The following is a 23,174-nucleotide window of genomic DNA, read 5'->3' as shown; positions in this document are numbered from 1 at the left end:
CATAAGCCATGAGCTTACCAGCAACCATGGCGCGGCCTCACCTCTCTTCTCATTCTATCTTTTTTCTTTAATGCATCCAAGTGAACTTAAGACACTCAACAAGCGCTAAATGCCCCACCTCTGGACCCTCCACTCAATGTCAGCTCTTGCTAACATCTGAACACCACGCAGCAACGAGCATTTCTTGTAAACGCTCAGCATCAGTGGCCGTGGTTTTTGCCACAAAGCCCGCCTTGTGCGCAAAATGCACGTCTTCCCACTCACTGATCTTCGTAAAATCTAAACGTAAATCATCGTTAAATCGCGTAAGACCATACCCCTCCCCTCGGCGATCCGGATACACCATCGCCACACACCCCAGTTGCTTCATCTCTATATACCTCCCCAAACCAGCCGATGGCTCAGCCGGCAATGGCTCAGTCCGTCGCAAAAACAACGCACTAAACCCAGGCTCTAGCTCCCACACTTCAGATTGAGCCTCGATCTCTAACATGCGCTCCCGCATTCCCTCAATAAATGCAATCATATCCTCCCCAATCATCCGCATCACCTCATAAACAGGCTCCCCAGTACAATGACGCTCTTGAGCCGCAAACCTACGTAGCAAGGTGATATCAATTGGCGAATTGAGCTTAGCCATGGCCGAGCGATCAACTTCTAACCATTGAGCTGTCTTTACTGCTCCACGTGTATCTAACCATTCAGAGGTCTCTAACCAATCACAATACTGCCGAGCATCTTCATACAAACCCATGAATTGCAGCACTAAACTTAACGCACAAGTTGGTGGGTGATCTCTGTCAAATTGGTGGTGATCGAAATTCATCTTCTCTGGGTCATGCTCCCCGCCCACATCCAAGACTGCGACTTCACAATCCTCGAGATCACTCTCACTTGGCTCTCGTCGAATCACCTCACACCCGTATCGCGCAATCATTAAACTACATGCCAAAAAATCGTCCTTATGCGCCCCTCCGGGATGCGTCAAAATGCTCTTCATGGCCGCAGCATCGGCAAGTCAACGCCATTGTCAACAGCGCCCCTTGCAAAAAACTCCACAACTGCCAAATTGAGAGTGGATGAACTTTCTTGCCCATCTCGCATTAGCTCCACCTGCTCCCGCTCACCTCATGGGCAACCTCCTTGGCGACTTCGCAAAGGGTACCGCTGAATCACTCTGGGACCGCTTCCCCTCAGCCATCGTCCCCGGCTTACTCATGCACCGTGCCATCGATCAATTTACTGACCAACACCCACTCCTCCACCGCGATAAACAACGTTTCTCCCCACATCTTCATCGCTACGCAGGCATCGCCATTGATATTATCTACGACCACTTCCTCTCACGCCACTGGAACCAATTCTACCAACAACCACTCGAACATTTCATCACCAATGCCTACTCCACTATCGAAGCTCACCCAGAGTGGTGGATCGGTGACTTCCCAGCCGCATTCCAAGACATGAAACAATACGATTGGCTTCGCACCTACGCCACACGCCATGGTATTCAAGTGACACTCGAGCGCGTCTCACAACGTAGCCGGTTCCTCACCCCACTCGCAGACTGCTATGCTGATTTCATTCAACACTACCACGCCATCGAACAAAACTTCCTAAAGCTCTACCCACAACTCCAAGACTTTGCCCTCAGTGGGAAGCCGAATCATTAATCCACAGCCTCCATACACTTCTTCCAACGCGCCGCAAATTCTGGACTGTCCTCAGCCAAACTCGCCGCACCACTCTTCGCTTTCACATCGAGTCCAGACAACCAACAATACGCTACAAGCTGTTCCCTCCTCTCAGCCTTCTGCTTCTCATCAAGATGACTAGTTGGAATTTTCTTGTGTAACTCTAACATCGTGTACGGAGAAAGTTCTCGCCATGGCAGCAAAACCTCCCGTCCACGCTTGCCTTCCACCTTCAACCCCTTTTCTTCGACCCCTAATATCTTCGAATATTCCTCCATCCCATCGAGCCTGCGTACTTCAAACTCAGCAGATTTACCATCAAGCGCTTCGAAAGTTGCACGGTATAGATTCACTACAGATTGAGTCAAATAAAGGGTGCTTTCTCTCCAGGCTTTATCACTTTCACTCAGCGCTTCAACTGACTCTAAGGCCTTTCTAGCCCGGCCAAACTCATGACGTTCTAGTGAGCCTAATGCTGATTTTTTCGCCTCCCTCCACTTTCTAACCGCACTGTCACGCTGCTCCCTCTCCCTTTGCTTACTCAGCTCACTGCTCTTTTGCATCGTAGCAATGCTAGAGTTGAGCTGACGCTGCCACTCAATCGTATTAAATCGAGCACGCCCACGTGTCTTTAACTTATCCCGCGCTGCTAGAATCTCTAATTGCAGCTTTTTGGCTTCCGCCACATCCCCTGGTTCCAGCCCTTTGCGGTAACTCGCTAACAATCGATAATCACTCAAATAATCATCAGCCAAGCCCTTGAACCTCTCCAAACTACGCTGATCACCTTCAGTCTTTGCTAACTTCAGTGTATCAAACAAAATCTCTGCATTCTGCCAGTGCCCCTGCTCCCATTCCTTCAACGCAGACGCAAATAAAATCATGATGTCCAAGTCATCCTGACTCGATGTCGTACTCTCAATCGTTATAGGCTTTAGATCTAACAAACGGGACATCGCGACCTGTAACTTCTTGTCAACTGACGACTTGGCCCCACCGGATTTCTCCTGCTTGCGCAAAATTTGACGCAATGCAACACGAGCACCCTCGGCATCTCCAGCTAGCCACGCGGCGATCGCCGATCGGGTTCCCGCCCAGTAGACCGTCTCACTCTCCATCCCCTCTCCCTGAGCTAACCTCAAATACTTCCGGTGCGCCTCTAAATACTTTTTCTGGTCCAGCAGGTGCTGAGCATTGCGTAGCTCCGCTGCGATCAAGACACGACGCGCCTCATCGTCATTCACAGGAGCCTCCACATCCGTTCCAGTGCTATCTTCCACTACCGTATCTGGAGTGACTGCTTCCTCCTTCTGGCTTGCTATGATCGCTCCGATTACCCCCACTGCAGCGATTCCACCGATGCCAGCTATCAGCCCAACATGGCTACGTTTCCTCTGCATCCGCCTGGTCTTAGTCGGTTCAGAGAGAGCTTCTGGCTCATTGCCTGTCCGGAAAAAAAGCTCCACCTGCCGCAATGCTGCTAAAAACTCCTCATAGCTCTGGAAGCGGTCTTCAGGCTCAAAAGCCATCGCCTTGTCAATCACCTCACAAAGAAAGGGACTCACATCGCTCGTCACTTTCCCCAGCCTAGGGACGTCAGTCTTGATTTTAAGTAACTCAGTGGTCGAACGTGTTTCCGTCGTAAATGGTGGCTCACCACTTAAAGCATGATAGAGACTCGCCCCCAAAGCATAGATGTCACTACGCAAATCCTCTTCCTTGAGTTCCAAGGTTTCAGGGGGAACATAATACGGTGTCGCCCAGATCTCATCCGCTATCGCCTTGCCCCCAGATGTCATCAGAGCCAATCCAAAATCAACAATCTTTGCATGCCCCTTCGCGTCAATCAGTACATTGCCTGGCTTCATGTCCCGGTGAATCAAACCCTCTTGATGCGCCGCCTTCAACCCGTCCACAATCTCAATCGCCAAGCGCGTAATCATCTCCTCGCTCAGCTTTCCTTCACGCTGCATCAGTTGCTCCAAGCTCTTACCCTCAACCAACTCCATCGCGATATAATAGCGCTTGAATGCCTGACCCACCGTATACACGCGCACCACATTCGGGTGGCTGATCGCCGCAGTAATCTTGGCTTCCTTCTCAAATTCTGCAATCCGCTTCTCGTCGCGCGAATAATCTTCGTTGAGTAACTTGATTGCCACCTTGCGCCCCAAAGTCTTATCCCTAGCCGCAAATACCAGACTCATACCACCAATACCTTGGCGCTTATACACCTCGTAATTGCCTATCTCACATTTTACATGTGAGTGCTCACCGCAGTTCGGACACTGAACATTCGTGTAGGGGGGGAGGGTCGTGACGTCCATGGCTTCGCCACACGCACTGCAGTTTTCTATCTCAATCTCTAGTGAGCTTTCCTCCATTTCGACGCACACTAGATAGATTTTTTCCCGCTGGCACTGAAAAACTTTGGAAATCGAAAGTTTTTTTGCTCGCATCCTCAGAAATCAGACAAAACCATGGCCCCGATGAAAATTCATGTCGACGACACGACCGGGAAAAGGATCGATGCCTACCTGAGCAGCCAACTGCCAGAATTGTCACGTGCTCGCATCCAAGCCTTGCTCAAATCCGGAGACATTCTCGTCAACGGGTCGAAGACAAAACCCAAAAACCCCGTCCAAGCCGGAGACACGATCACAGTCAACATTCCGGAAGCCGTCTCCGAAGAAGCGATCGCCGAACCCATCGATATTGAGGTCCTTTATGAAGATGACGACATCATTGTCGTCAATAAAGAATCCGGGCTCGTCGTCCATCCCGCCGCTGGCAATCAATCCGGCACCCTCGTAAATGCCCTGCTCCACCACTGCCATGGCAAGCTCGCTGCAGAGGGGGGTGAGGGACGCCCCGGTATCGTACACCGCCTCGATAAAGATACTTCCGGCTGCATCGTTGTCGCAAAAACAGATGAAGCGCACCGCCATCTCGTCGCTCAGTTCAAAGCCCGCGAAACAAAAAAACAATACATCGCCGTCGTCCAAGGCTCTCCCATCAAACATCAAGATACCATTTTTACCCAAATCGGGAGACACCCAGTCAATCGACTCAAAATGGCTGTAGTGAATCCAGGTTCTGGGAAACCAGCCATCACCGACTACCAATGGCTCGGCCATGACTCCACCTCAGATAGCTCATTAATTTTCTGCGATATTCATACCGGCCGCACCCACCAAATCCGTGTCCACATGCTCCATATCGGCTGCCCCATCATTGGCGACCCAATCTACGCCAAACCCAATCGCCAAAAAGCCCAAACCGGCCGCCTCATGCTGCATGCTCGCAGGCTAACCATCTCTCACCCCCGCACGCACGAGCGCCTCACCTTCAGAGCCCCCATCCCCGACTCCTTCCTTCCCTGGACAGACCGTTTCTACAGCGACGCTCTCGATTCAGATACCCCATAAACTTTTCTCTTCCCCTCGGTAACAAGTTCAACTACAAGACCCTGCATCCCAATGAGCAGACACCTACGCATCCTTATCTCCCTCATTGCCATCGCCTTATCCTCCCTACTTCCCGCCCAGGAAGCAGTGAAAGAACCAGTGCGCCCTGGCACCATCCTCCTCTCTGCATTCCAAACAGTTTCTGAAGCAGAGAAGCTCGAAGAAAAGGAAAGCTACAAGGAAGCTTGGAATAAATACCAACAAGCCCTGCGCTACTACCAATCACTCTCCGCGGCACACCCAGCTTGGAAACCCCACATCGTCCAAGGACGTATCGAAAAAACCAGCCAGGCCATCGAACGCGTCCAACCCATGGCGCAAAAAGAATTTATGGCGGAACAAGCCAAACTCCAACACCTTGTCGCTGGCTCAGGCACTCCCGCAGAAATCCCCTCACCAGCCGCACTCACTGCCAACCCAGTCAACAAAGCTGACCTCCAGCAGCTCACGAAACTCAATAACAAGATCAACCAACAACAACGCCAACTCGAGTCGCTCAAAAATAAACACACCGCCGAAAAACTCAAATACTCCGAGCGAATCAACGCACTCCAAAAAGAATTGCGTAAAAGCCAACAGGGGCTCGGCCAAGAATCCACTCAAACACGTATGCTCAACGGCCAAATTGCACGCCTCCAACAAGAACTGCGCCAAAGCAAACAACTCTCACAAAACGATCAGCAAAAGTACCTCAACGCCATCGAAGAACTCCAAAGAACGCGCACCGCACTCGCCACCGCACCTCTCCGCGCTGACGTCGAAAAACTCCAACTCGCTAAGGACCGACAAGAAAAAGAACTCAAATTCGTCATCGGTAAATATTCCAGCACCAAAAAAGCTCTCGAAATCAAAACCCTCGAAAATCAAAAACTAGCGCAAGAAGCCGAGCTCACCAAAGCCATGCTCGCTAAACGCAGCAAAGACCTCGAGGCCGCAAAAACAAATACTGCTAGCGTCGTCGCAAATATGCGTAAAGAAATCAATACGCTCAAAAGTAAACTCGCCGAAGCCGAAACCATCATCGCTTCCCAAAAAACTGAAATCGCCGACCTCGTCAACCGCCTCGCAGACTCCGAAACACTCACCACCGAACTCCGTCAAGACCTCGCTGACATGACCGCAGAACGCGACCAGCTCAGTGAAATGCTGAAACTCAGCGATGCCGAACGCGGCAAACAACTCATGAAAGAGAACCTCCGACTCGGCCGTGAACTCAGTGATGCAAAGCGCAACCTCGAAATACTGAACCGAGATAAAAATAGCGCTCTCGATCAAGTCACTAAAGCCGAGACAGACCTCGCTATCGCTAAACACCAACTCCTCCTCAAACGTCAGGAAAACACAGCATTCAGAAAACGTATCAGCAACCTCGAGTCCTCACTCAACGAAACGCGTGAACTACTCGCCACAAAATCATCCACCCCCCAACTCGATGACGCCTCACGAGAAGAAGCTGAAATCCTCAAAAAAACCGTCACCCGACTCATCGCACAATCCTCACGCCGTCGGCAAGCTGAGCGCCTCCTCTGGCAAGAATACCAACGCACTGCCCCACGAAACCAAGAGTTCGAAGAAAAATACCTCGAAATGGCTGGCGAGGATATCCAACTCACCAAGCGCGAACAAGAAATGCTTCTCCAACACCAATCGGAAGATACCTTCTTTAGCCCCACCGGACGCGCTAGCAAACAAGCTCAAGCCATCGCTCAAGCCAAAGCCGATGAAAAAATTGACACCTACCACGCCATCGCCCGTCGCCTCGTAGAAAAGAAAAATCTCAACTTCGCTAAAGACATCTACGATGATGCCTACGACTCCATCCCCGATTATAGCTTCTTGATCAACCGCGGCGTCATCCGTATGCGCCTCGGTGAAGTCGAAGACGCTGAAGCCATTTTCGAACTCGGTGTCTCGCAACGCCCGCGCAACCCCTACACACACTTCATGCTCGGCCTCTCCCGCTTCTATCAAGAGAATAGCGACCTCGCTGCAAAGTCTATCGATAAAGCAATCGACCTCAAACCTGACTACAAAGAAGCCTTCCTCTACAGAGGGATCATTGAGGGAAATCAAGGGCGCCACAATAAGGCCCTCGACCTCTTCGAAAGCGCTGTAGAACTCGATCCCGAATACGCCGCCGCTCACTACAACATTGCCCAAACCTATAACTTCCTCGGTGATAGCAAAAAGGCCAAAGAAGCCTACAACAACGCCTTGCGCGCAGGCCTCGCTCCAGACCTCGATTTTGAAAAAATCATCGGCATCCGTTCCTAATCCCCCACTTCCCCCACGCCATTTGAATGACTCAGCCAGTACGATATTTGCTGGCAACAATGCATAGTGCCCATAGCCCCTAACCAAGCCTGTTACAAGCACGCCTGTGCTAGTTTTGTGTCACCTAGGTCCTAAACATAATGGTTTCATATGAGCTTGAGGAAATGGCTCCTCTTAGGCGCTCCTTTCATGAGACTCAGAGTATTTTCTGATCAACTGTGTTCCTCGGCTGCCCACAATGTCTACACTAAGATCACTTGCCCCCAAATTACCGACTTGCCACATTCCTATGGGCGCATCCCATCATGCTCCCTTGATCTTGCTGCAATATAGCTGCGTGCCAGTTTATGCTATTTCATAAACACGAAACCCATTTTCTGCACAATTTGTTTTTTTTGCTAGTATATCCTATGATTTCGGACGATCCCGTTTTCGCGCTCAATGGAGTAGACGTTAGCTGCGGTATCTATAAATCGGTTTCCTTAGACCGTTGAGAGCTTTTACTCCGTGAGCGCCAGTGTGTATAGGTGTGCGAAAAGGGCGCTACGACTCAAGTAGAACCCCTTGCCCTTCTAGTAACATTCGAATCTTTTTCTCACTCACTGCTGCCCCAATCGAAATATTCGGCGCAAATAACTGTACCCTCAACCTCTCTAAAGCATACCCAGCTTCCACGATCGCTAGATCATCAGGCCGATTCTTCCAATGGTCGTACCACGGTAAGTATAACTTCAGTACTCTATCCATTTTCTCCAAGTCTTTTACCACTGGCTGAGACTTGAGGCGCTTCAGTCGCTCCAGAATGCCTCCAAAAAATTGAGGGTACTCCAGCATATGATGCCAGCCAGCTTGGGTCGCAAATTTCTCTCTAAAGAGCCAATCCACCTGCTCCTGCACATCTTCCACAATCTCCTCATAATTCGCATTTCCTTTGTGTGCACTCAACCAAGCTTCAACCTCGCGCGAATCGCGTATCATCTCCCCCATGGCTTCACACATCCGCTCTGCATAAACATATAAATCCCCTCTCCCTGCCTCCGATAAGCTCTCAAAACTCACACCATCACGCGGTACCTCTTTGCTAAAGCACCCACCCACAATCAAATGCATCAATACCACTTGGTTCAGCCCACCACCACCTATCAATGGCAAATACATCTTCACATCCACGTCCATAGGTAAATTCTTCGAGACATATTTCACATGATCAGCATGCTTTAGTAAGAATAACCGAATGCACCCAGATAGATGGCTCGCCTTCGCTTCATAGGCATCACTGAATACTCTAACACTCACACTCTCACCATCATCCACTAACGCTGGATACCCTACCCCCTTAGCTGTTTCCACCACTTCAGGTAATTCCCCACACTCCCATTCCTTCATGCCTGAATAGTCATACTCAGCTCCCGTCTCTTCTTCAAAACGCTCAGACATGAGATCGCGTAATTCCTCCTTCACCGCATCTCCATCCGTGCCAAAGGCTAATTCATTGCCCTCGTCATCACTCACCCACAGCTTCATTACCAACTCCGCTGGTAACTTCTCTCGTTGAAACATCCCTGCATCAATCCTGACACCAGAGTGCTCGCTCAAAAATTGCGCCAAACTATCATAATAGTCACCTCTAGGAACCCTCCCCATACATTCCTCAAAAAAGACCTTCGCTGTCTGCGCCGCCGGATTACACGCTATCCTCTGGCTCTTCGGTAGCGACTTAATCATTAATAATGTGCGTTCCTCTAACTGCCCCTCAACCCCCCAATCTAACAACCAGGAAGGAAAGAGTGACAATTGGTCGATATGCACTCCTAGCGTCACACCGTCATCCACTTCTCCCGGCGCTACCTTATAATAGAGCGGATAACATTCCTCTGCATAATGCAACTCGTCCGGGAATGCCTTTGCATCCGGCAGTTCCCCGTAAACAAAATCATTTAACTTCGGTTGTAACTTCTCTGCTGACTTGCTCATCCATCGCCAGAACTCACGAGCCGTCGACATCCCCTCAGGTAAGCTGCTCTCAAAATACTCTACCACCGATTCCTCACTCCATACCCCGTCGCGCCTCCTTAACTTTACCTCCATTTCCATCACCTCCTCACGGTACCGCTCAATCAGATTCAGAACATCCGGCTTCTTCTTCAGCCCTCCACCTAACAGACCCTCTCTGATAAATACTGCCCTAGCCCCCGCTGGATCAATTTTTCCATAGTGCACATTCCTCCCATCCACAATGGCCAAACCACTACTCACCACAACTTCTTTGGCATACACAGCTCCTTGCTTCTTGTCCCACCTTGCACTGTGATAACGGCTCCGACATAATTGAGGCGCGACCTCTTCCACCCACCTAGGATCCAACCGCGCGACCCTCCGAGCCCAAAGTCGACTCGTGTCCACCATTTCATAGGCTATCACCCACTCGAGCTTCTTCTTTCCAAAAAGCCCCGATCCCGGAAAAATCGCAAACTCACGACCACCCGCTCCCTTATACGCCCTCTTCTCCTTGTCGTACAAACCAATCTGACGCGGCATCCCAGCCAATAACGCCTTGTGCAACCCTGCACTATCCAAACCTTCTAAATCCCTAGATTGATAAACATGGCTGTGCCACTTGAATGCTTCACGCCCTAATACCGCTAATTCATGGTGCAAATTTGCCCACTCTAACACTCTTCGGAAATTGACGAAGTTCTGCCGACAAAACTTCCTCAGCTGGTTTTGCTTCCACTTCCTCCCTTCCTTAAATTTCTGAACCGAACACCATAAATGCAATAAAGAGATAAAGTCTGAATCCTCATCATTCCACTGGGCATGGGCCGTGTCAGCCTCTTTGGCTTTCTCGGCTGGCCGCTCCCTCGGATCCATGATGCTTAAACCACTAACAATCACTAACATTGCATCTAAACAACCGCGGTATCGAGCTTCAATAAGCATCTTGCCCAGCCTCGGCTCTACCGGAATACGTGCCAGCATCCTCCCGGTCTTGGTGAGTTCCTCGTCCTCGCCTAGCGCACCTACCTCCCTAAGCGTCCTGTACCCCTCAGCGATGTGCTTGCTAGACGGGGGATCCAAAAACGGAAACTCTTCTATCGCCGCCAAGCCCAAAGCTTTCATCTTTAGTATCACACCAGCCAAAGATGAACGACGAATCTCCGGGTCTGTAAATTCCTGCCGCGATTCAAAATCCTCTTCCTCGTATAATCGCACACAAACACCCTCAGATATACGCCCACACCTCCCCTTTCTCTGATTCGCACTCGCTTGAGATGTCTTCTCAACCTGTAACCTCTGCACCTGCCGAGCTGGACTCCAACGACTCACTCTCGCTACTCCCGTATCCACCACATACACAATACGCGGTATCGTCAACGATGTCTCAGCCACATTCGTCGCCAATACCACCCTTCTTCTCCCCCCCTCTGGATTAAACACCCGCTGCTGGTCCTTCAAACCTAACCTAGCAAATAATGGCAATATATCCGTCTGCCCCCATGAGCGTCCCTCTAACACATCCACACACTCCCTAATCTCACGCTCGCCAGGTAAAAACACCAATATGTCACCACTGCGATCACTCCGAGAAATCTGTTCAATGGCACGCGCGACATGCCGTGGCATGTCTTCCCCTTCCTCGCGACCTAAGTACGCTGTCTCCACCGGAAACGTTCTCCCCTCCACATGAATCACTGGCGCCTTGTCAAAAAACTCAGCAAACCCACCAGCATCCAATGTCGCTGAAGATATGAGCACCTTCAAATTTGGCCGACGCTGCATCAACAACTTTAAATACCCCAATAAAAAATCAATATTAAGACTCCGCTCGTGTGCTTCATCAATAATCAACACAGAATACCGAGAGAGCGTACTATCCCCCTGAGTTTCAGCTAACAGAATCCCGTCAGTCATGAACTTCACCCGCGTCGCCCTACTGGTATTGTCCTGGAATCGCACCTGGTATCCAACCTCAGCACCCAAACCTACTTCCAGTTCATCAGCCACACGTTTCGCCACGCTCGCCGCGGCCAAACGCCTCGGCTGTGTACAGCCAACACACCCACTCAGCTGGTTTTCTTGAATGTACTCCAATGCCATCTTAGGCAACTGCGTAGTCTTACCAGAACCTGTATCTCCAACCACCACAGTGAGTTGATGATCCCTCAGCGATTTTAAGATCGCATCGCGTTCTCTACTAACGGATAATTCTGGGTACTTCACTGGTAATACTGTCTGCATAATGAGCACAGTCAGCTGGCACCATTTTAGTTGAAAGTTCAAGTACTAAGCCCTTGTATAAAGCCTACTCAATGCTGCTGAGTTTTATGAAGAGTTTGCCGAGTTAAACTCTAACCGTTTGTAATAGCACCTCACTCCCTGTCATTCGGTATCAGCAGCTCAGATTGCAAAATAATATTATGGAAACGAAAAACAGAAGAAACTTCCTCAAGATGATGGGGGTTGCCGGCGCAGCTCTCTCATCCACATCAATCGCTAGTGCTCAAGGTAACCGCCCTTCCGGCTCCAAGTACATGGGTGATTTTGTCGCACCAAAGCTCGACAAAGTAAAGGTGGCTATCATCGGTTGTGGTGCACGTGGGGGCACACACTACGCTCACCTTCCAGCTATCGAAGGCACAGAAATCGTTGCTCTCTGTGACCTCTACCAAGACCTCGCTGAACGCGCTAAGAAAAAAGTTCTCGCTGCTGACGCTGAGCGCCACAAAAATGTGAAACTCTACACTGGTGACAAGCACGCATACAAGAAGATGCTTGCCGAAACCAAACCTGACCTCGTTTACGTCGTCACCCCTTGGGAATGGCACGCTCCTATGGCCATCGATTCCATGAATGCAGGTGCCCACGTCTGTGTCGAAGTACCACTCTGTGTCACTGTCAAAGAAGCTTGGGATATCATCGATGTCTCTGAAAAAACCGGCAAGCACTGCATGATGCTCGAAAACGTGAACTATGGCCGTGACGAACTTCTCTACCTCAACATGTGCCGCCAAGGCATTTTCGGTGAACTCCTCCACGGTGAAGCCGCATACATCCACGAACTTCGTGGCCAAATGAACCAGGTAGAACGTGGCACAGGAAGCTGGCGTACACCACATTACGCAAACCGTAATGGTAACCTCTACCCAACCCACGGACTCGGCCCAGTTGCCCAGTACATGAACCTCTCTCGTGGCGATGACAACTTCGGTCGCATCTCCTCGTTCTCCTCACCAGCTCTCGGCCGTAAACTTGCCGCCCAGAAGAACTTCCCAGCGGACCACAAGTGGAACAAACTCGACTGGAAAGGTGGCGACCTCAGCACCTCAATCATCAAGACAGTCCTCGGACGTACCCTCATGGTACAGTGGGATGAAACATCCCCACGCCCATACTCACGCCACAACCTTATCCAAGGTACTAAAGGCTGCGGTGCTGGCTTCCCAACACGCGTTGCTCTCGACTACGAAAAAGGCGATCTCCCAGAGGATGTCTTCAAGGTCATGGCGGGTAACAAGAAGCACACTAACTACCACCGCTGGACCCAAGGTGACCAACTCCAGGCACTCTACGAAGCTTGGGATCACCCACTCTACAAACGCATGGCTGCCGATGCCAAAAGAATGGGCGGTCACGGCGGCATGGACTTCATTATGAACTTCCGTGTGATCGAATGCCTCCGCAAAGGTGAACCACTCGACCAAAATGTCTACGAAGGCGCCTACTGGTCAGCTGTTGGCCCACTCTCCGAGGCATCAGTCGCCCAAGACGGAACATCCGTTGCATTCCCTGACTTCACACGTGGCAATTGGAAGAAAACCAAGCCACTCCCAATCGTCAGCTAGTCACCAAAGCTTCTTATCATAGAAGCCTAACTGACCACTAATCACTTAGACCTCTTGCATTTTTTTAAGTGCTGCGTAACATCCGCGACATTTGAAAACTATCACACTGGTCTTTCTAGCAATCTTTAGCTTGCCGTCCCTCCTTCTGGCGGCGGCAAGCCAAGATTCCCCTTCGCATCGCAAGTTACTCCTCGAGTCTGACCGCATCGTTTTCCTTGGCGACTCGATTACCTATAAAGGCGACTACGTCAGCAATTTTGAAACCTGGCTCAAAGCCCTCTACTCCAAGCGCAACTTCGATGTTGTCAACCTCGGTCTCCCATCCGAAACCGTGTCTGGACTCTCAGAAAATGGCCACGCCGGCGGAAAATTCCCTCGCCCAGACCTCTTCACACGTCTCGACTCCGTCCTCGAAAAAACCAAACCCGACCTCATCTTCGCTTGCTATGGGATGAACTGTGGGATCTACCAGCCGTTAGATGAACAACGCTTCCAAAAGTACAAAGACGGTATCAGCAAACTCAAAAAGAAAGCCGAAGAAAGCGGTGCTACCATCATATTTCTCACCCCCGCAACCTTCGACTCCAAGCGTAAGCCCAAGCAAGCCCACTATGCCGAAGTTCTCAATACCTACGCTGACTGGCTCGTCTCTCAGAGACAGAATGGATGGCTCGTCATCGATATCCATTCCCACATGCGGAATGCTCTCGATGAAGAACAAAAACAAAATCCCACCTTCACCTACCAAAAAGATGCCATCCACCCCAATAGCGCAGGCCACTGGGTCATGACTCAACCCATCATTCGTTGGTTCGGTGACATCCCAGCTTCTCAGTGCAGCTCCCCCAGTGACCTCTTGAGCTTCCACCACCTGCCCGCCAGCATCCACCCACTCGTCAAACAACGTATGCAAGTAAAACGTAATGCCTGGCTCTCCCACACCAAACACCAACGCCCAGGAATCAAACCTGGCCTCCCACTCGATCAAGCCAACGCAAAAGCCACTGAACTAACCAAGGAAATCACCCGTCTAGTCAAACTTACCACTCGCTAGTCAGATGCCTAATGCCCACATCCTTATCGTAGAAGACGAACAGTCGATCGCTGAAAACCTCATCTACGCACTCGAAACTGAAAACTTTACCACCACCCACCTCTCGGTAGGGGCTCAAGTCGTCGACACCCTCAAAACCAATGCGGTCGACTTCGTCGTGCTCGATGTCGGTCTCCCAGACATTCTCGGCTTCGAAGTCTGTAAACAAATCCGCACCTTCAGCAATGTCCCCATCCTCTTTCTCACCGCAAGAGACTCAGAAATCGATCACGTCCTCGGCCTAGAACTCGGTGCCGATGACTACGTCACCAAACCCTTCAGCCCCAGAGAACTTGCTGCACGCATTCGCGCCATTCTCCGACGCAGCGCCACCCCCCAAAAAACCACCACAAACCAATCCTCTCTCTTGCAACATGACCCTGAGGCCATGACCATTACTTGCCTCGGCAACCAACTCGACCTCACCGCCCACGAATACAAACTCCTCGCTACTTTCATCTCACACCCCGGACGCACTTTCACCCGAGACCAATTGCTCGAACACGCATGGGAAGACCCGGGATCCGCGATGGACCGTACTGTAGATGCACATATCAAATCCCTCCGCGCCAAACTCCGCGATGCCTCCGAACGTTGTGCCGACGTCATCCAAACCCGTCGAGGCCTAGGCTATTGCTACCACACCCCAGATGAAATTTGATATCACCGCACCCATGCGTATCACACGCATCGTCGTCTTTCTCGTCGTCTACATCACAGCCCTCGGATTCTATTCACTCTATCGCAATCTAACCGACAGCCTAGAAGCCCAAACTTTCCAAGCGACTGAGGAAGTCATGGTGGAAACTGCTCATATCTTCGCAGCCCATATTGAAACATTAGTCGATGACTCTAACTCTATAGACCCAGAGGCCCTCGCCCCCTCCTTCAATAAAGCTAAAAGACATGAATTCATTGCCGACATCTTCGGCCATGAAAAAACAACTATCGGACTCGGCTATTACCTAACCGACGATAAGGGCATTATCCTCTACGATTCAGACCGCCCAAACCGAATTGGCAAAGACTTCTCCGACTTCAACGACGTCCACCTCGCTCTCAAGGATGAATACGCAGTCCGTTCTTCTCGTGACGACGAAAGTAACTCAACAAGCTCAATTCTCTACGTCGCATCTCCAATAAAAAACTCCCAAGGCAACATCCTTGGTGTCCTCTCACTTTATAAACCCCAGAATGATGTCCGCCCGTTTATCGAAAGACGCCACCGCTCTATCCTCCTCGCTCTAGCCCTCATTGGCACAGGTATTGCCGCATTCACCATCGCTGTCTTCGTCTGGCTCTTCCGACCACTGGGGAAACTCACCGAATATGCCCGCGCCATCACACGTGGCGAACGGCCGCGCTACCCCAAACTCGGTAAAGGACGTGAGGCCAACACCCTCGGTAGAGCCCTCAGAGACATGCGCGCCTCGCTCGACGGCCGTCGCTATATGGAGCAATACACACAAATGCTCACCCACGAACTCAAAAGCCCCATCGCCGCCATCCAGGGAGCCTCTGAACTTCTTCAAGAAGAAATGCCCCCAGAACAACGCGCAAAATTCCTCGCCAATATTCGTCAAGAAACACAACGCTCTACCGATATTATCGACGGGCTCCTCAAACTCTCCCGGTTAGAGGCGAAAGACGCCCTCCTCCAACTCCACCCCATTGACCCACTCACCCTACTCAATGAGTCAGCCAAGTGCGTACAAGTGAGACTTACCCCAAAAAATCTCACTCTCCAAATCGAATCCCATGCCCATTCCCCACTCATGGGTGAAACCATGATGCTAGAAACCGCTATCATCAATTTGCTCGAAAACGCCATCGAATTCTCCCCCCACGCAAGCACCATACACCTCACCATCACAGAGTCAGAAAAAGACCACTCCATCAGCGTCCGCGACCACGGCCCCGGACTCGCTGACTTCGCCCAAGAAAGAGCCTTCGAGCATTTCTTCTCACTCAGAGAAAATGGAAAAGGGAGTGGTCTCGGACTCGTCTTTGTCAAAGAAGTCGCCAACCTCCACTCGGGTGAAGCCTCCCTCCATAACCACCCTGAAGGCGGAGCCATCGCCACCCTGATACTGCCAAAATCAGCATAAAAGCAGGTCGCCACAGCTAAATCTGGCTATTTTAACAGCCCTATTGGCGAATTTGCCTTTATTTCACCATTCTTGAAACAGAATTCTCCAGCTATGCTTAGAATAAGCGACACCACAATGAGGATACTCTCCTCAATCCCAACACAACTAAGCAATGGAATTTCTATCTACCACTACCCAGCCATGGCAACGCTTCAAAACACTTTTGCTCATGGCTACCCTCAGCTGCCACACCCCAGCCTGGGCTGCTCCACTTCTTGATCTCAAGCTCTCAAAGTCTCAATCCTCTCAACTCAAAGCCCAGCAGACGATGGACTTTGACAAAGACAACCATCTGATCTTTGAAAATGAGCAATGGGTAGAACTCGACCCCAAAATTGCACAATCACTAAAAGGCAAGGTCTTCAGCATCAGCGCCAAAGTTCGTATCGATTCTCCTGAACAATATGGTGGAATCCTCTCATACTCCCAAGATAATGGCAGCTACGAACGTGGATTTATTCTCGGGTACAATGGTAGCCGCTTCAGCTTTAAACTTTCCACCGGCGGCTCCTTAATTGGAGCGGTGGCTCCTCAAGCATTCGTGCTCGGTCAAACCTACCTACTCAATGCCACCTATGATGGAAAAATAGCCACCCTCTATGTCGATGGTAAAAAAGTAGCCAGCGCGTCTGCTCCTGGTGAAATAGCTCTACCCGACATTCCGACTCCCTTTGCAATCGGTGCCTATAAAGATAAAGATGAGTTTTTCCCACTCAATGGAAGAGTCGAGTCAATCAAGCTCGAAAACACCCTCCTCGACCCTAAGCAAATTGCCAAGGAAGTCGCAAAGACACAATTCCAGTTCGCAGTCCGTCCCTCCGTCAGTTTCATCGCCCCCGGCCAAGCCCTCGTAGAATGGGAATCTAGCCACCCAGGCAAGAGCATGATCAATCTCGGCCTCACCCGTGACCTCGGCACCGTCATCAAAAGTAACGCTGATGGAAATTCCCACTCCGTCATCCTTAAAGACCTCGAGCCTGCCTCAGTCTACCACTACCGCATCGCGGTCAACGACAAGGGAAACCGTCGACTCAGCCCCCCGATGAGCTTCGACACCACCATGAATTACATGCCACCCCTGGCTAATCCCCACTCAGACTTCACTCCAAGTGATAAAGAAACCAAAGCCGTCAACTTCGTCGTCAGTAAACTCGGCGCACACGCATCTGGCCATGCATTGATCATGGGAGGAGTCGATGGCAAACTCGCCTACGAACTCGCGCGCCAAACCAGACTCATCGTCACCATTCTCGAACCTGATGCCCAGCGCGCCGAATCACTCAAACAAGCACTCGCAAAAACTGGAGTTTACGGAACCCGTGTCACGGTCATGCACGTACCCGGCCCCAAACTCCCTCTCGGCTCATGCTTTGCCAACCTCGTGCTCTCCGAATACACCCTCGCGGGAAAAAAACTCCCCTACAACAAAGAAGAAATAAAGCGTGTCACTCGCCCAGCTGGTGGCATGGTCGTCACCCGCGGATTCAGCTACACGCGCCCCGCTCTCAAAGGCGCCGGAGACTGGACCCACCAATACGGCAATGCAGCTAATACCTCATTTGTTGATGAAGAACTCGCCGGCATCGATCAACAACAAGAAACCACCCTCCAGTGGATCGGACGCCCAGGTGCCGACTTCGGTATCGACCGCCAAAACCGCATCTCCTCACCACTCGCCATCAACGGCCACACCTTCCTCCAAGGACTCAATCGCGTCGTCGGACTAGACGCCTACAATGGACAAATCCTCTGGTCGAAGGAAATCCCTGACCTCAGACGCATGAATGTCCCCCACGATTCAGCAAATTGGTGCGCCGATAAAAAACATATCTACATGGCTGTCGCAGACCGCGCCTGGGTCATTGACTCCACAACCGGTGAACGCGTCGCCAATCTTAAGCTCACAGCCTCAGAACGCGATACCCACGACTGGGGATTCATCGCCAATGATCAGAAAGTCATCATCGGCTCCACTGTGCCAAAAGGTGCCCACTTCAATGACTTCTGGGGCGGTGACAAGTGGTACGATAAAGCTGGTAGTAAACAAGCAACCACACAAATTGTCAGTGACAAACTCTTCGCATACGCAAAATCCGGCTACAAAGGACTCTGGGCATACGGAAAAGGCCTCATCGTCAATTCCACCATCACACTCGACCAAAACCGACTCTACTTCGTCGAATGTACAAACCCTGATATCAAAGCGGACTCTAACGGCCGCGTCTCCGATAACCGACTCTGGATCGATGCCAAAGTCGTCTGCCTAAATGCCACTACCGGAAAACGCCTCTGGCATGCAGACCTCCCGAAGTTTGACAACGTCACTGCTGAGCACGGATTCCTCCAGTCACTTTATGGCCAAATGACACAAAATGGCTACCTCCTCGTCGGCTCAGAAGGTCTCCTCAATGCAGAAAAAAAATACGCCCGCCGCGGCCAGTTCGTCTACTTCCAATTCGATGACCGAGGTAAACTCGCCTGGCGTGAACAAAACCCATGGGCCCACGACCACCACGGCGCACACATGGTGCACCCACTCGTCTTCGATGACGAAATCTACGTCTACCCCAATGTCGTCTCAGTCAATTCAGGCAAAACTCTCAGCACCAAAATGAGCGGGCGCTCAGGTTGCCCAACTATCGTAGGCTTTAAAAATGGCATCCTCCAACGCGCCAACCCGCGCGTACTCGCTATCTGGTCGAAAGAAACAAAAAAGAACACAGGCTGGAGCAGACTCCGCCCCTCCTGCTGGCTTAATTTCCTCCCCTCCCAAGGCATGATCATCATGTCAGAGGGCGGCGGTGGGTGTTCCTGCGGTGGGTGGATCGAAACCTCCGTCTCCTTCATCCCACTCGAGCACACCCGATAAGCTACCATTTTTACACTCTAACACACCTCGACTATGAAACTTTCTAACGCATTTTTCGCCACTATCACAGCGTGTAGTATCCTCGCACACGCCGACGACTGGCCCACATACCGTCGCGATAACGCACGATCCGGAGACACCAAAGAATCCCTCAACATTCCACTCACCCAAGCTTGGACGATCCAAAACCAAGCCCCACAACAAGCCTGGACTGGCCCAGCAAAATGGGACGCCTACGCCGGCAATGACGGCCTCCAATCAATGCGAAACTTTGACCCCTGTTACTTTGTCACCACATCTAAGGGGAAAGCCTACTTCGCTTCCTCCGCTGACAATGGCGTCCATTGTATTGACCCTAACAATGGTAAGAACCACTGGAGCTTCTTTGCCGATGCCGCCGTGCGCTTCCCCCCCACACTCCATAATGGCCTTGCGATTTTTGGTTCCGATGACGGTTTTGTCTACGCGCTCCATGCTGCCTCTGGCTCCCTCAAATGGAAATTTCTAGCCGCCCCTAAGGATCAAAAAATCCCCAGTAACGGCAAACTCATCTCCCTCCACCCCGTCCGTACCGCCGTGCTCGTACACCAAAACCAAGCCTTCTTTGGTGCCTCACTCGTCCCTTGGGAGAAGTCCTACCTCCACAGCATCGATGCCGAATCCGGCAAACCAAATGCCAAAGGCTTTAAAAAAGAATTCCACGATCTCACCTTCCAAGGTGCCATGCTCACCAATGGTGAACGCCTCTACGTACCTCAGGGCCGAACCGTGCCACTCGTCTTCTCAGCAAGCGATGGAAAACGACTCGGCCAAGTCTCACAAGCTGGTGGAACTTTCGCCATATTAGATGCAGAAGGTAACTTCTTCGCCGGCCCGCAAAACCAACGCGAGCGCAATGAACAAATGCGCGCCTTCACTCCGGACAACTCACGCGTTGCCACCTTTAATAATACCAACCGACTCGTCGTGAGCGGCTCCACTGCCTTCCTCCACTCAGGTAATGCTCTCAAAGCATTCGACATGAAAAAAAATAACGAGCTCATGGCACAAATCCAACCGCTCGATTCCGAACTCAACTCACTCAATAAAGAAATTAAGAAAAAACCTAACGACGCAGCCCTCAAAGAACGTAAAAAAGCGATCCAAACCGAACTCGATAAATTGCGTAAACAAATCGAGACCTGCTGGCTTTGGGAACAAAATGGCCCAGTCCCACTCGACCTGATCACCACTCCCGAAACTATCGTGGCCGGCTACCCATCTAAAGTCGCGATCCTATCCCGCAGCGACGGCTCCGAGATCTGGCAAGCTCCTATCAAAGGGAAGGTGCACGGACTCACAATTTCCAATGGCATTCTCTATGTTTCAACAGACCGTGGTGCCATTCACGCATTCAAATCTAACTAGCCACCATGACTCGCAAAGCGCTCAAGTTTTTCACCACCCTGCTCACCCTAGCTGGGATAGCATATGCCTGCCAAGTCCCCGTCTTTCGCTACGCTCTAGAACGCTGGGAAACTGACAAGTACGCCCTCTACCTCGTCACCCCGAAACCACTCAGCGCCGAACAAACCCAACTCGCTGAAAAAATTATCGCCGCCCAAGACACCACAAATTTTGAGCTTAACAGCATCGTCTTAGAAGGTCTCAGCGAACGCGAACTTTGGCAACTACCAGAGATAGACACCTCTATCACTGAACCCACACTCATGCTTTTTGCCCCCGCAAAAACACAACAAACTAAACCACTTTATACCACCAGCTTTACCGGATCTGGCTTCCAACAGCTCGTCACATCCCCAGTCCGTAAGCAACTTGTCAAAAAACTCATCGCAGGTACCTCATGCATCTGGATCGTTATTCATAATAACAAACCCCAAGAGGCTCTCGCCATCCAACAAGACCTCGACAAACACCTCGCAAAAATTGAAACCAAAATCGAAATTGCAGACGCCGTCGTCGAAACCGATGAACGTCACACCATCGACGACAGCACCGACCTCGATGACGTGCTGCGCTCATCCATCCCACTGAAAATAGAATTTGGCTCCCTTATCCTCGACGCAAATGACCCTGCCGAAGCCGCTTTCCTAGCCACACTCTTTCCCTCTGGAGTCGATGCAGTCAAAGACACATCCGTGCTTGTCCCCATCTTCGGACGCGGTCGCTTCCTCGCTCCCCTACCAGCCGACAAAGTCAGCTATGATACCCTTCTCAATGGTTGCCAATACCTTTGCGGAGCCTGCTCCTGCCAAGTGAAAGAACAAAACCCCGGCGCTGACCTCCTTATCCAAGAAGACTGGGCCAAATACCTCACTGCCGGCCTCGCCGTCGTAGACAAAGAACTCCCCCCACTGAGTGGAGTCGCCGAAATTACCGACCAAAATGCACCAAGCGCCACCCCTGCAAGCCCAGAACAACTCGCCAACCAGCCCGAATCCAAACCTGAGACCACTCATACCATGCTCATCACTCTAGCAGCTCTCGTCCTCCTCGGTCTCATCGGCGGCAGCATCTTCATTCTTCGCAAATCATCACAGTGAAAATACACCAACTCATCCTCAAAGAGCTCAAACTACGTAAGCTCGGAGCTTCGCTCTCTATCCTCACCATTGTCATCGCTCTGACATCCATCATTGCCGCGCTCCACGCCATGCGTCAGTTCGATATTGAAACCCAAACACAACTCGGCGCTCTTACCCAACAAACCGATGCCCGGGTCAAAAAAATGAACGACCAAATCCGAAAAACCATGAAAGGTCTCGGGTTCAATGTCCACATCTATCCATCCCAACAAGACCTCAGTGAAGTCTACGCGAATGGCTATGCGTCTAACACCATGCCTTATAACTATGTAGAACGTCTCGCTGAATCTCCCATTGTAACCATCAACCACCTCCTCCCTCAATTATCGCGCCGCACGCTCTGGAAAGAACAAAACCGTGAAATCATGCTCATCGGAGTCGACGGCCAGGTCCCCATTTCCCACCGTGACCCTAAGAAGCCCATCATGTCTCCAGTAAAACCAGGACAAGCAGTCATAGGCTCCGAACTCGCCACCCAGCTAAATCTAAAAAAAGGACAAACCATCACGCTCAATGATTATCCCTACACTGTTAGTAAGGTCCACCCACAACGCGGCAATATCGACGACATCACTGTCTGGGTCCCACTCGCAGATGTACAAGCCATGCTCAACCTTCCAGACCAAATCAACTCCATCCTCGCTCTCGGCTGCAATTGCGCTTCAGTCGATCGCCTCGGTGAAATCCGCGCAGAACTTAGCAAAGTCATCCCAAATACCAAAATTATCGAAGTCGAAAGCAAAGCTCTCGCTAGAGCGGAAGCTCGTAATAAAGTCAAAGCCGATTCCCAACTCGCTAAAAAACAATTGCTCGAAACTCGCGACGCCGCTCGCCAAAGCAGAGAGAACTTCCTCACCCTACTGAGCCCGCTCATCTTGCTAGCCTCTCTCATTGGCCTCTTCACCCTCAGCCTCTTCAATGTCAGAGAACGAAAAAGTGAAATCGGCACCTTGCTATCCATGGGAGTTCACAGCTCAAAACTCTTTGCCCTCTTTCTCGGACGTGCTTGCATCATCGGAATCGCAGGTTCCTTGATCACAGCTATTCTCATTGCTTGCCTGTCCTATCCACTCTCCCAGTATTGGCTCTATCTACTCATTGCCCCAGCACTTACTCTAACCGCTTCTTGGCTCCCAACCCTAACAGCTCTCAGCCAAGACCCAGTCACCATCCTAAAACAAGACTGATGCTCTCAATCC

14 protein-coding genes are annotated in these 23,174 nt (G+C 51.0%); 11 read left to right on the top strand and 3 right to left on the bottom strand.

Going from position 1 to position 23,174, the window contains the following annotated elements:
* Nucleotides 1–139: 139 nt before the first annotated feature.
* Nucleotides 140–1,000 (bottom strand): MYG1 family protein, encoded by an 861-nt coding sequence (locus ACFSW8_RS13290; RefSeq protein ID WP_377090985.1) that lies wholly within the window; start codon nucleotides 998–1,000, stop codon nucleotides 140–142.
* A 79-nt stretch (nucleotides 1,001–1,079) separates the two neighbouring features.
* Between ACFSW8_RS13290 and ACFSW8_RS13285 the strand changes: the two genes are divergently transcribed.
* Entirely contained in the window at nucleotides 1,080–1,673 is a 594-nt protein-coding gene (locus tag ACFSW8_RS13285; RefSeq protein ID WP_377090987.1) for an acyl carrier protein phosphodiesterase, read from the top strand.
* On the opposite strand, the gene ACFSW8_RS13280 is transcribed toward ACFSW8_RS13285, so the two are convergent.
* Nucleotides 1,670–4,021, bottom strand: a complete 2,352-nt coding sequence (locus ACFSW8_RS13280; RefSeq protein WP_377178466.1) for a serine/threonine-protein kinase — start codon at nucleotides 4,019–4,021, stop codon at nucleotides 1,670–1,672. The two genes, ACFSW8_RS13285 and ACFSW8_RS13280, sit on opposite strands and share 4 nt — an antisense overlap.
* Nucleotides 4,022–4,174: 153 nt before the next feature.
* Between ACFSW8_RS13280 and ACFSW8_RS13275 the strand changes: the two genes are divergently transcribed.
* Both ACFSW8_RS13275 and ACFSW8_RS13270 read left to right on the top strand, forming a co-directional pair.
* The gene (locus ACFSW8_RS13275; RefSeq protein ID WP_377090989.1) at nucleotides 4,175–5,122 is read left to right on the top strand and encodes an RluA family pseudouridine synthase; all 948 of its coding nucleotides are present in this window, start codon (nucleotides 4,175–4,177) and stop codon (nucleotides 5,120–5,122) included.
* A 51-nt stretch (nucleotides 5,123–5,173) separates the two neighbouring features.
* Nucleotides 5,174–7,435, top strand: coding sequence for a tetratricopeptide repeat protein (locus ACFSW8_RS13270; RefSeq protein ID WP_377090990.1), 2,262 nt, complete (start codon nucleotides 5,174–5,176; stop codon nucleotides 7,433–7,435).
* A 543-nt stretch (nucleotides 7,436–7,978) separates the two neighbouring features.
* Here ACFSW8_RS13270 and hrpA read toward each other — a convergent pair.
* Nucleotides 7,979–11,674, bottom strand: coding sequence for an ATP-dependent RNA helicase HrpA (hrpA, locus tag ACFSW8_RS13265; RefSeq protein ID WP_377178464.1), 3,696 nt, complete (start codon nucleotides 11,672–11,674; stop codon nucleotides 7,979–7,981).
* A gap of 179 nt (nucleotides 11,675–11,853) precedes the next feature.
* On the opposite strand from hrpA, the gene ACFSW8_RS13260 reads away from it, so the two are divergent.
* From ACFSW8_RS13260 to ACFSW8_RS13225, 8 genes are all read left to right on the top strand, one after another.
* Complete coding sequence (locus tag ACFSW8_RS13260; RefSeq protein WP_377090993.1) at nucleotides 11,854–13,278, top strand: Gfo/Idh/MocA family protein; 1,425 nt, start codon at nucleotides 11,854–11,856, stop codon at nucleotides 13,276–13,278.
* A gap of 91 nt (nucleotides 13,279–13,369) precedes the next feature.
* Nucleotides 13,370–14,332 (top strand): SGNH/GDSL hydrolase family protein, encoded by a 963-nt coding sequence (locus ACFSW8_RS13255; protein ID WP_377090994.1) that lies wholly within the window; start codon nucleotides 13,370–13,372, stop codon nucleotides 14,330–14,332.
* 4 nt (nucleotides 14,333–14,336) lie between these two features.
* Nucleotides 14,337–15,032, top strand: coding sequence for a two-component system response regulator CreB (gene creB, locus ACFSW8_RS13250; RefSeq protein WP_377090995.1), 696 nt, complete (start codon nucleotides 14,337–14,339; stop codon nucleotides 15,030–15,032).
* On the top strand, nucleotides 15,022–16,479 hold the full coding sequence (creC, locus tag ACFSW8_RS13245; protein ID WP_377090996.1) for a two-component system sensor histidine kinase CreC: 1,458 nt from the start codon (nucleotides 15,022–15,024) through the stop codon (nucleotides 16,477–16,479). The genes creB and creC overlap by 11 nt, the downstream gene beginning before the upstream one ends.
* 154 nt (nucleotides 16,480–16,633) lie before the next feature.
* Nucleotides 16,634–19,390, top strand: coding sequence for a LamG-like jellyroll fold domain-containing protein (locus ACFSW8_RS13240; protein ID WP_377090997.1), 2,757 nt, complete (start codon nucleotides 16,634–16,636; stop codon nucleotides 19,388–19,390).
* A gap of 33 nt (nucleotides 19,391–19,423) precedes the next feature.
* Nucleotides 19,424–20,797 carry an outer membrane protein assembly factor BamB family protein gene (locus ACFSW8_RS13235; RefSeq protein WP_377090998.1) on the top strand — a complete coding sequence of 458 codons (1,374 nt, stop codon included), beginning with the start codon at nucleotides 19,424–19,426 and terminating at the stop codon, nucleotides 20,795–20,797.
* A gap of 5 nt (nucleotides 20,798–20,802) precedes the next feature.
* On the top strand, nucleotides 20,803–21,933 hold the full coding sequence (locus tag ACFSW8_RS13230) for a hypothetical protein (protein WP_377090999.1): 1,131 nt from the start codon (nucleotides 20,803–20,805) through the stop codon (nucleotides 21,931–21,933).
* Nucleotides 21,930–23,162, top strand: coding sequence for an ABC transporter permease (locus ACFSW8_RS13225; protein WP_377091000.1), 1,233 nt, complete (start codon nucleotides 21,930–21,932; stop codon nucleotides 23,160–23,162). Before ACFSW8_RS13230 ends, ACFSW8_RS13225 begins: the two co-directional genes overlap by 4 nt.
* The last annotated feature ends 12 nt before the right edge of the window (nucleotides 23,163–23,174 follow it).

Source organism: Rubritalea tangerina, from assembly GCF_042683245.1.
Lineage (GTDB): Bacteria > Verrucomicrobiota > Verrucomicrobiia > Verrucomicrobiales > Akkermansiaceae > Rubritalea > Rubritalea tangerina.
Note: the sequence above shows the minus strand (reverse complement) of the source record. Positions and strands in the feature narration are given on the sequence as shown.

What these genes read in the sequence shown, in the direction of transcription:
- ACFSW8_RS13230 (WP_377090999.1), top strand. Translation starts at nt 20,803, where the DNA reads ATGACTCGCAAAGCGCTCAAGTTTTTCACCACCCTGCTCACCCTAGCT.
- hrpA (WP_377178464.1), bottom strand. Translation starts at nt 11,674, where the DNA reads ATGCAGACAGTATTACCAGTGAAGTACCCAGAATTATCCGTTAGTAGA.
- ACFSW8_RS13270 (WP_377090990.1), top strand. Translation starts at nt 5,174, where the DNA reads ATGAGCAGACACCTACGCATCCTTATCTCCCTCATTGCCATCGCCTTA.
- ACFSW8_RS13285 (WP_377090987.1), top strand. Translation starts at nt 1,080, where the DNA reads ATGAACTTTCTTGCCCATCTCGCATTAGCTCCACCTGCTCCCGCTCAC.
- ACFSW8_RS13280 (WP_377178466.1), bottom strand. Translation starts at nt 4,021, where the DNA reads ATGGACGTCACGACCCTCCCCCCCTACACGAATGTTCAGTGTCCGAAC.
- creC (WP_377090996.1), top strand. Translation starts at nt 15,022, where the DNA reads ATGAAATTTGATATCACCGCACCCATGCGTATCACACGCATCGTCGTC.
- ACFSW8_RS13260 (WP_377090993.1), top strand. Translation starts at nt 11,854, where the DNA reads ATGGAAACGAAAAACAGAAGAAACTTCCTCAAGATGATGGGGGTTGCC.
- ACFSW8_RS13235 (WP_377090998.1), top strand. Translation starts at nt 19,424, where the DNA reads ATGAAACTTTCTAACGCATTTTTCGCCACTATCACAGCGTGTAGTATC.
- ACFSW8_RS13240 (WP_377090997.1), top strand. Translation starts at nt 16,634, where the DNA reads ATGGAATTTCTATCTACCACTACCCAGCCATGGCAACGCTTCAAAACA.
- ACFSW8_RS13275 (WP_377090989.1), top strand. Translation starts at nt 4,175, where the DNA reads ATGGCCCCGATGAAAATTCATGTCGACGACACGACCGGGAAAAGGATC.
- creB (WP_377090995.1), top strand. Translation starts at nt 14,337, where the DNA reads ATGCCTAATGCCCACATCCTTATCGTAGAAGACGAACAGTCGATCGCT.
- ACFSW8_RS13290 (WP_377090985.1), bottom strand. Translation starts at nt 1,000, where the DNA reads ATGAAGAGCATTTTGACGCATCCCGGAGGGGCGCATAAGGACGATTTT.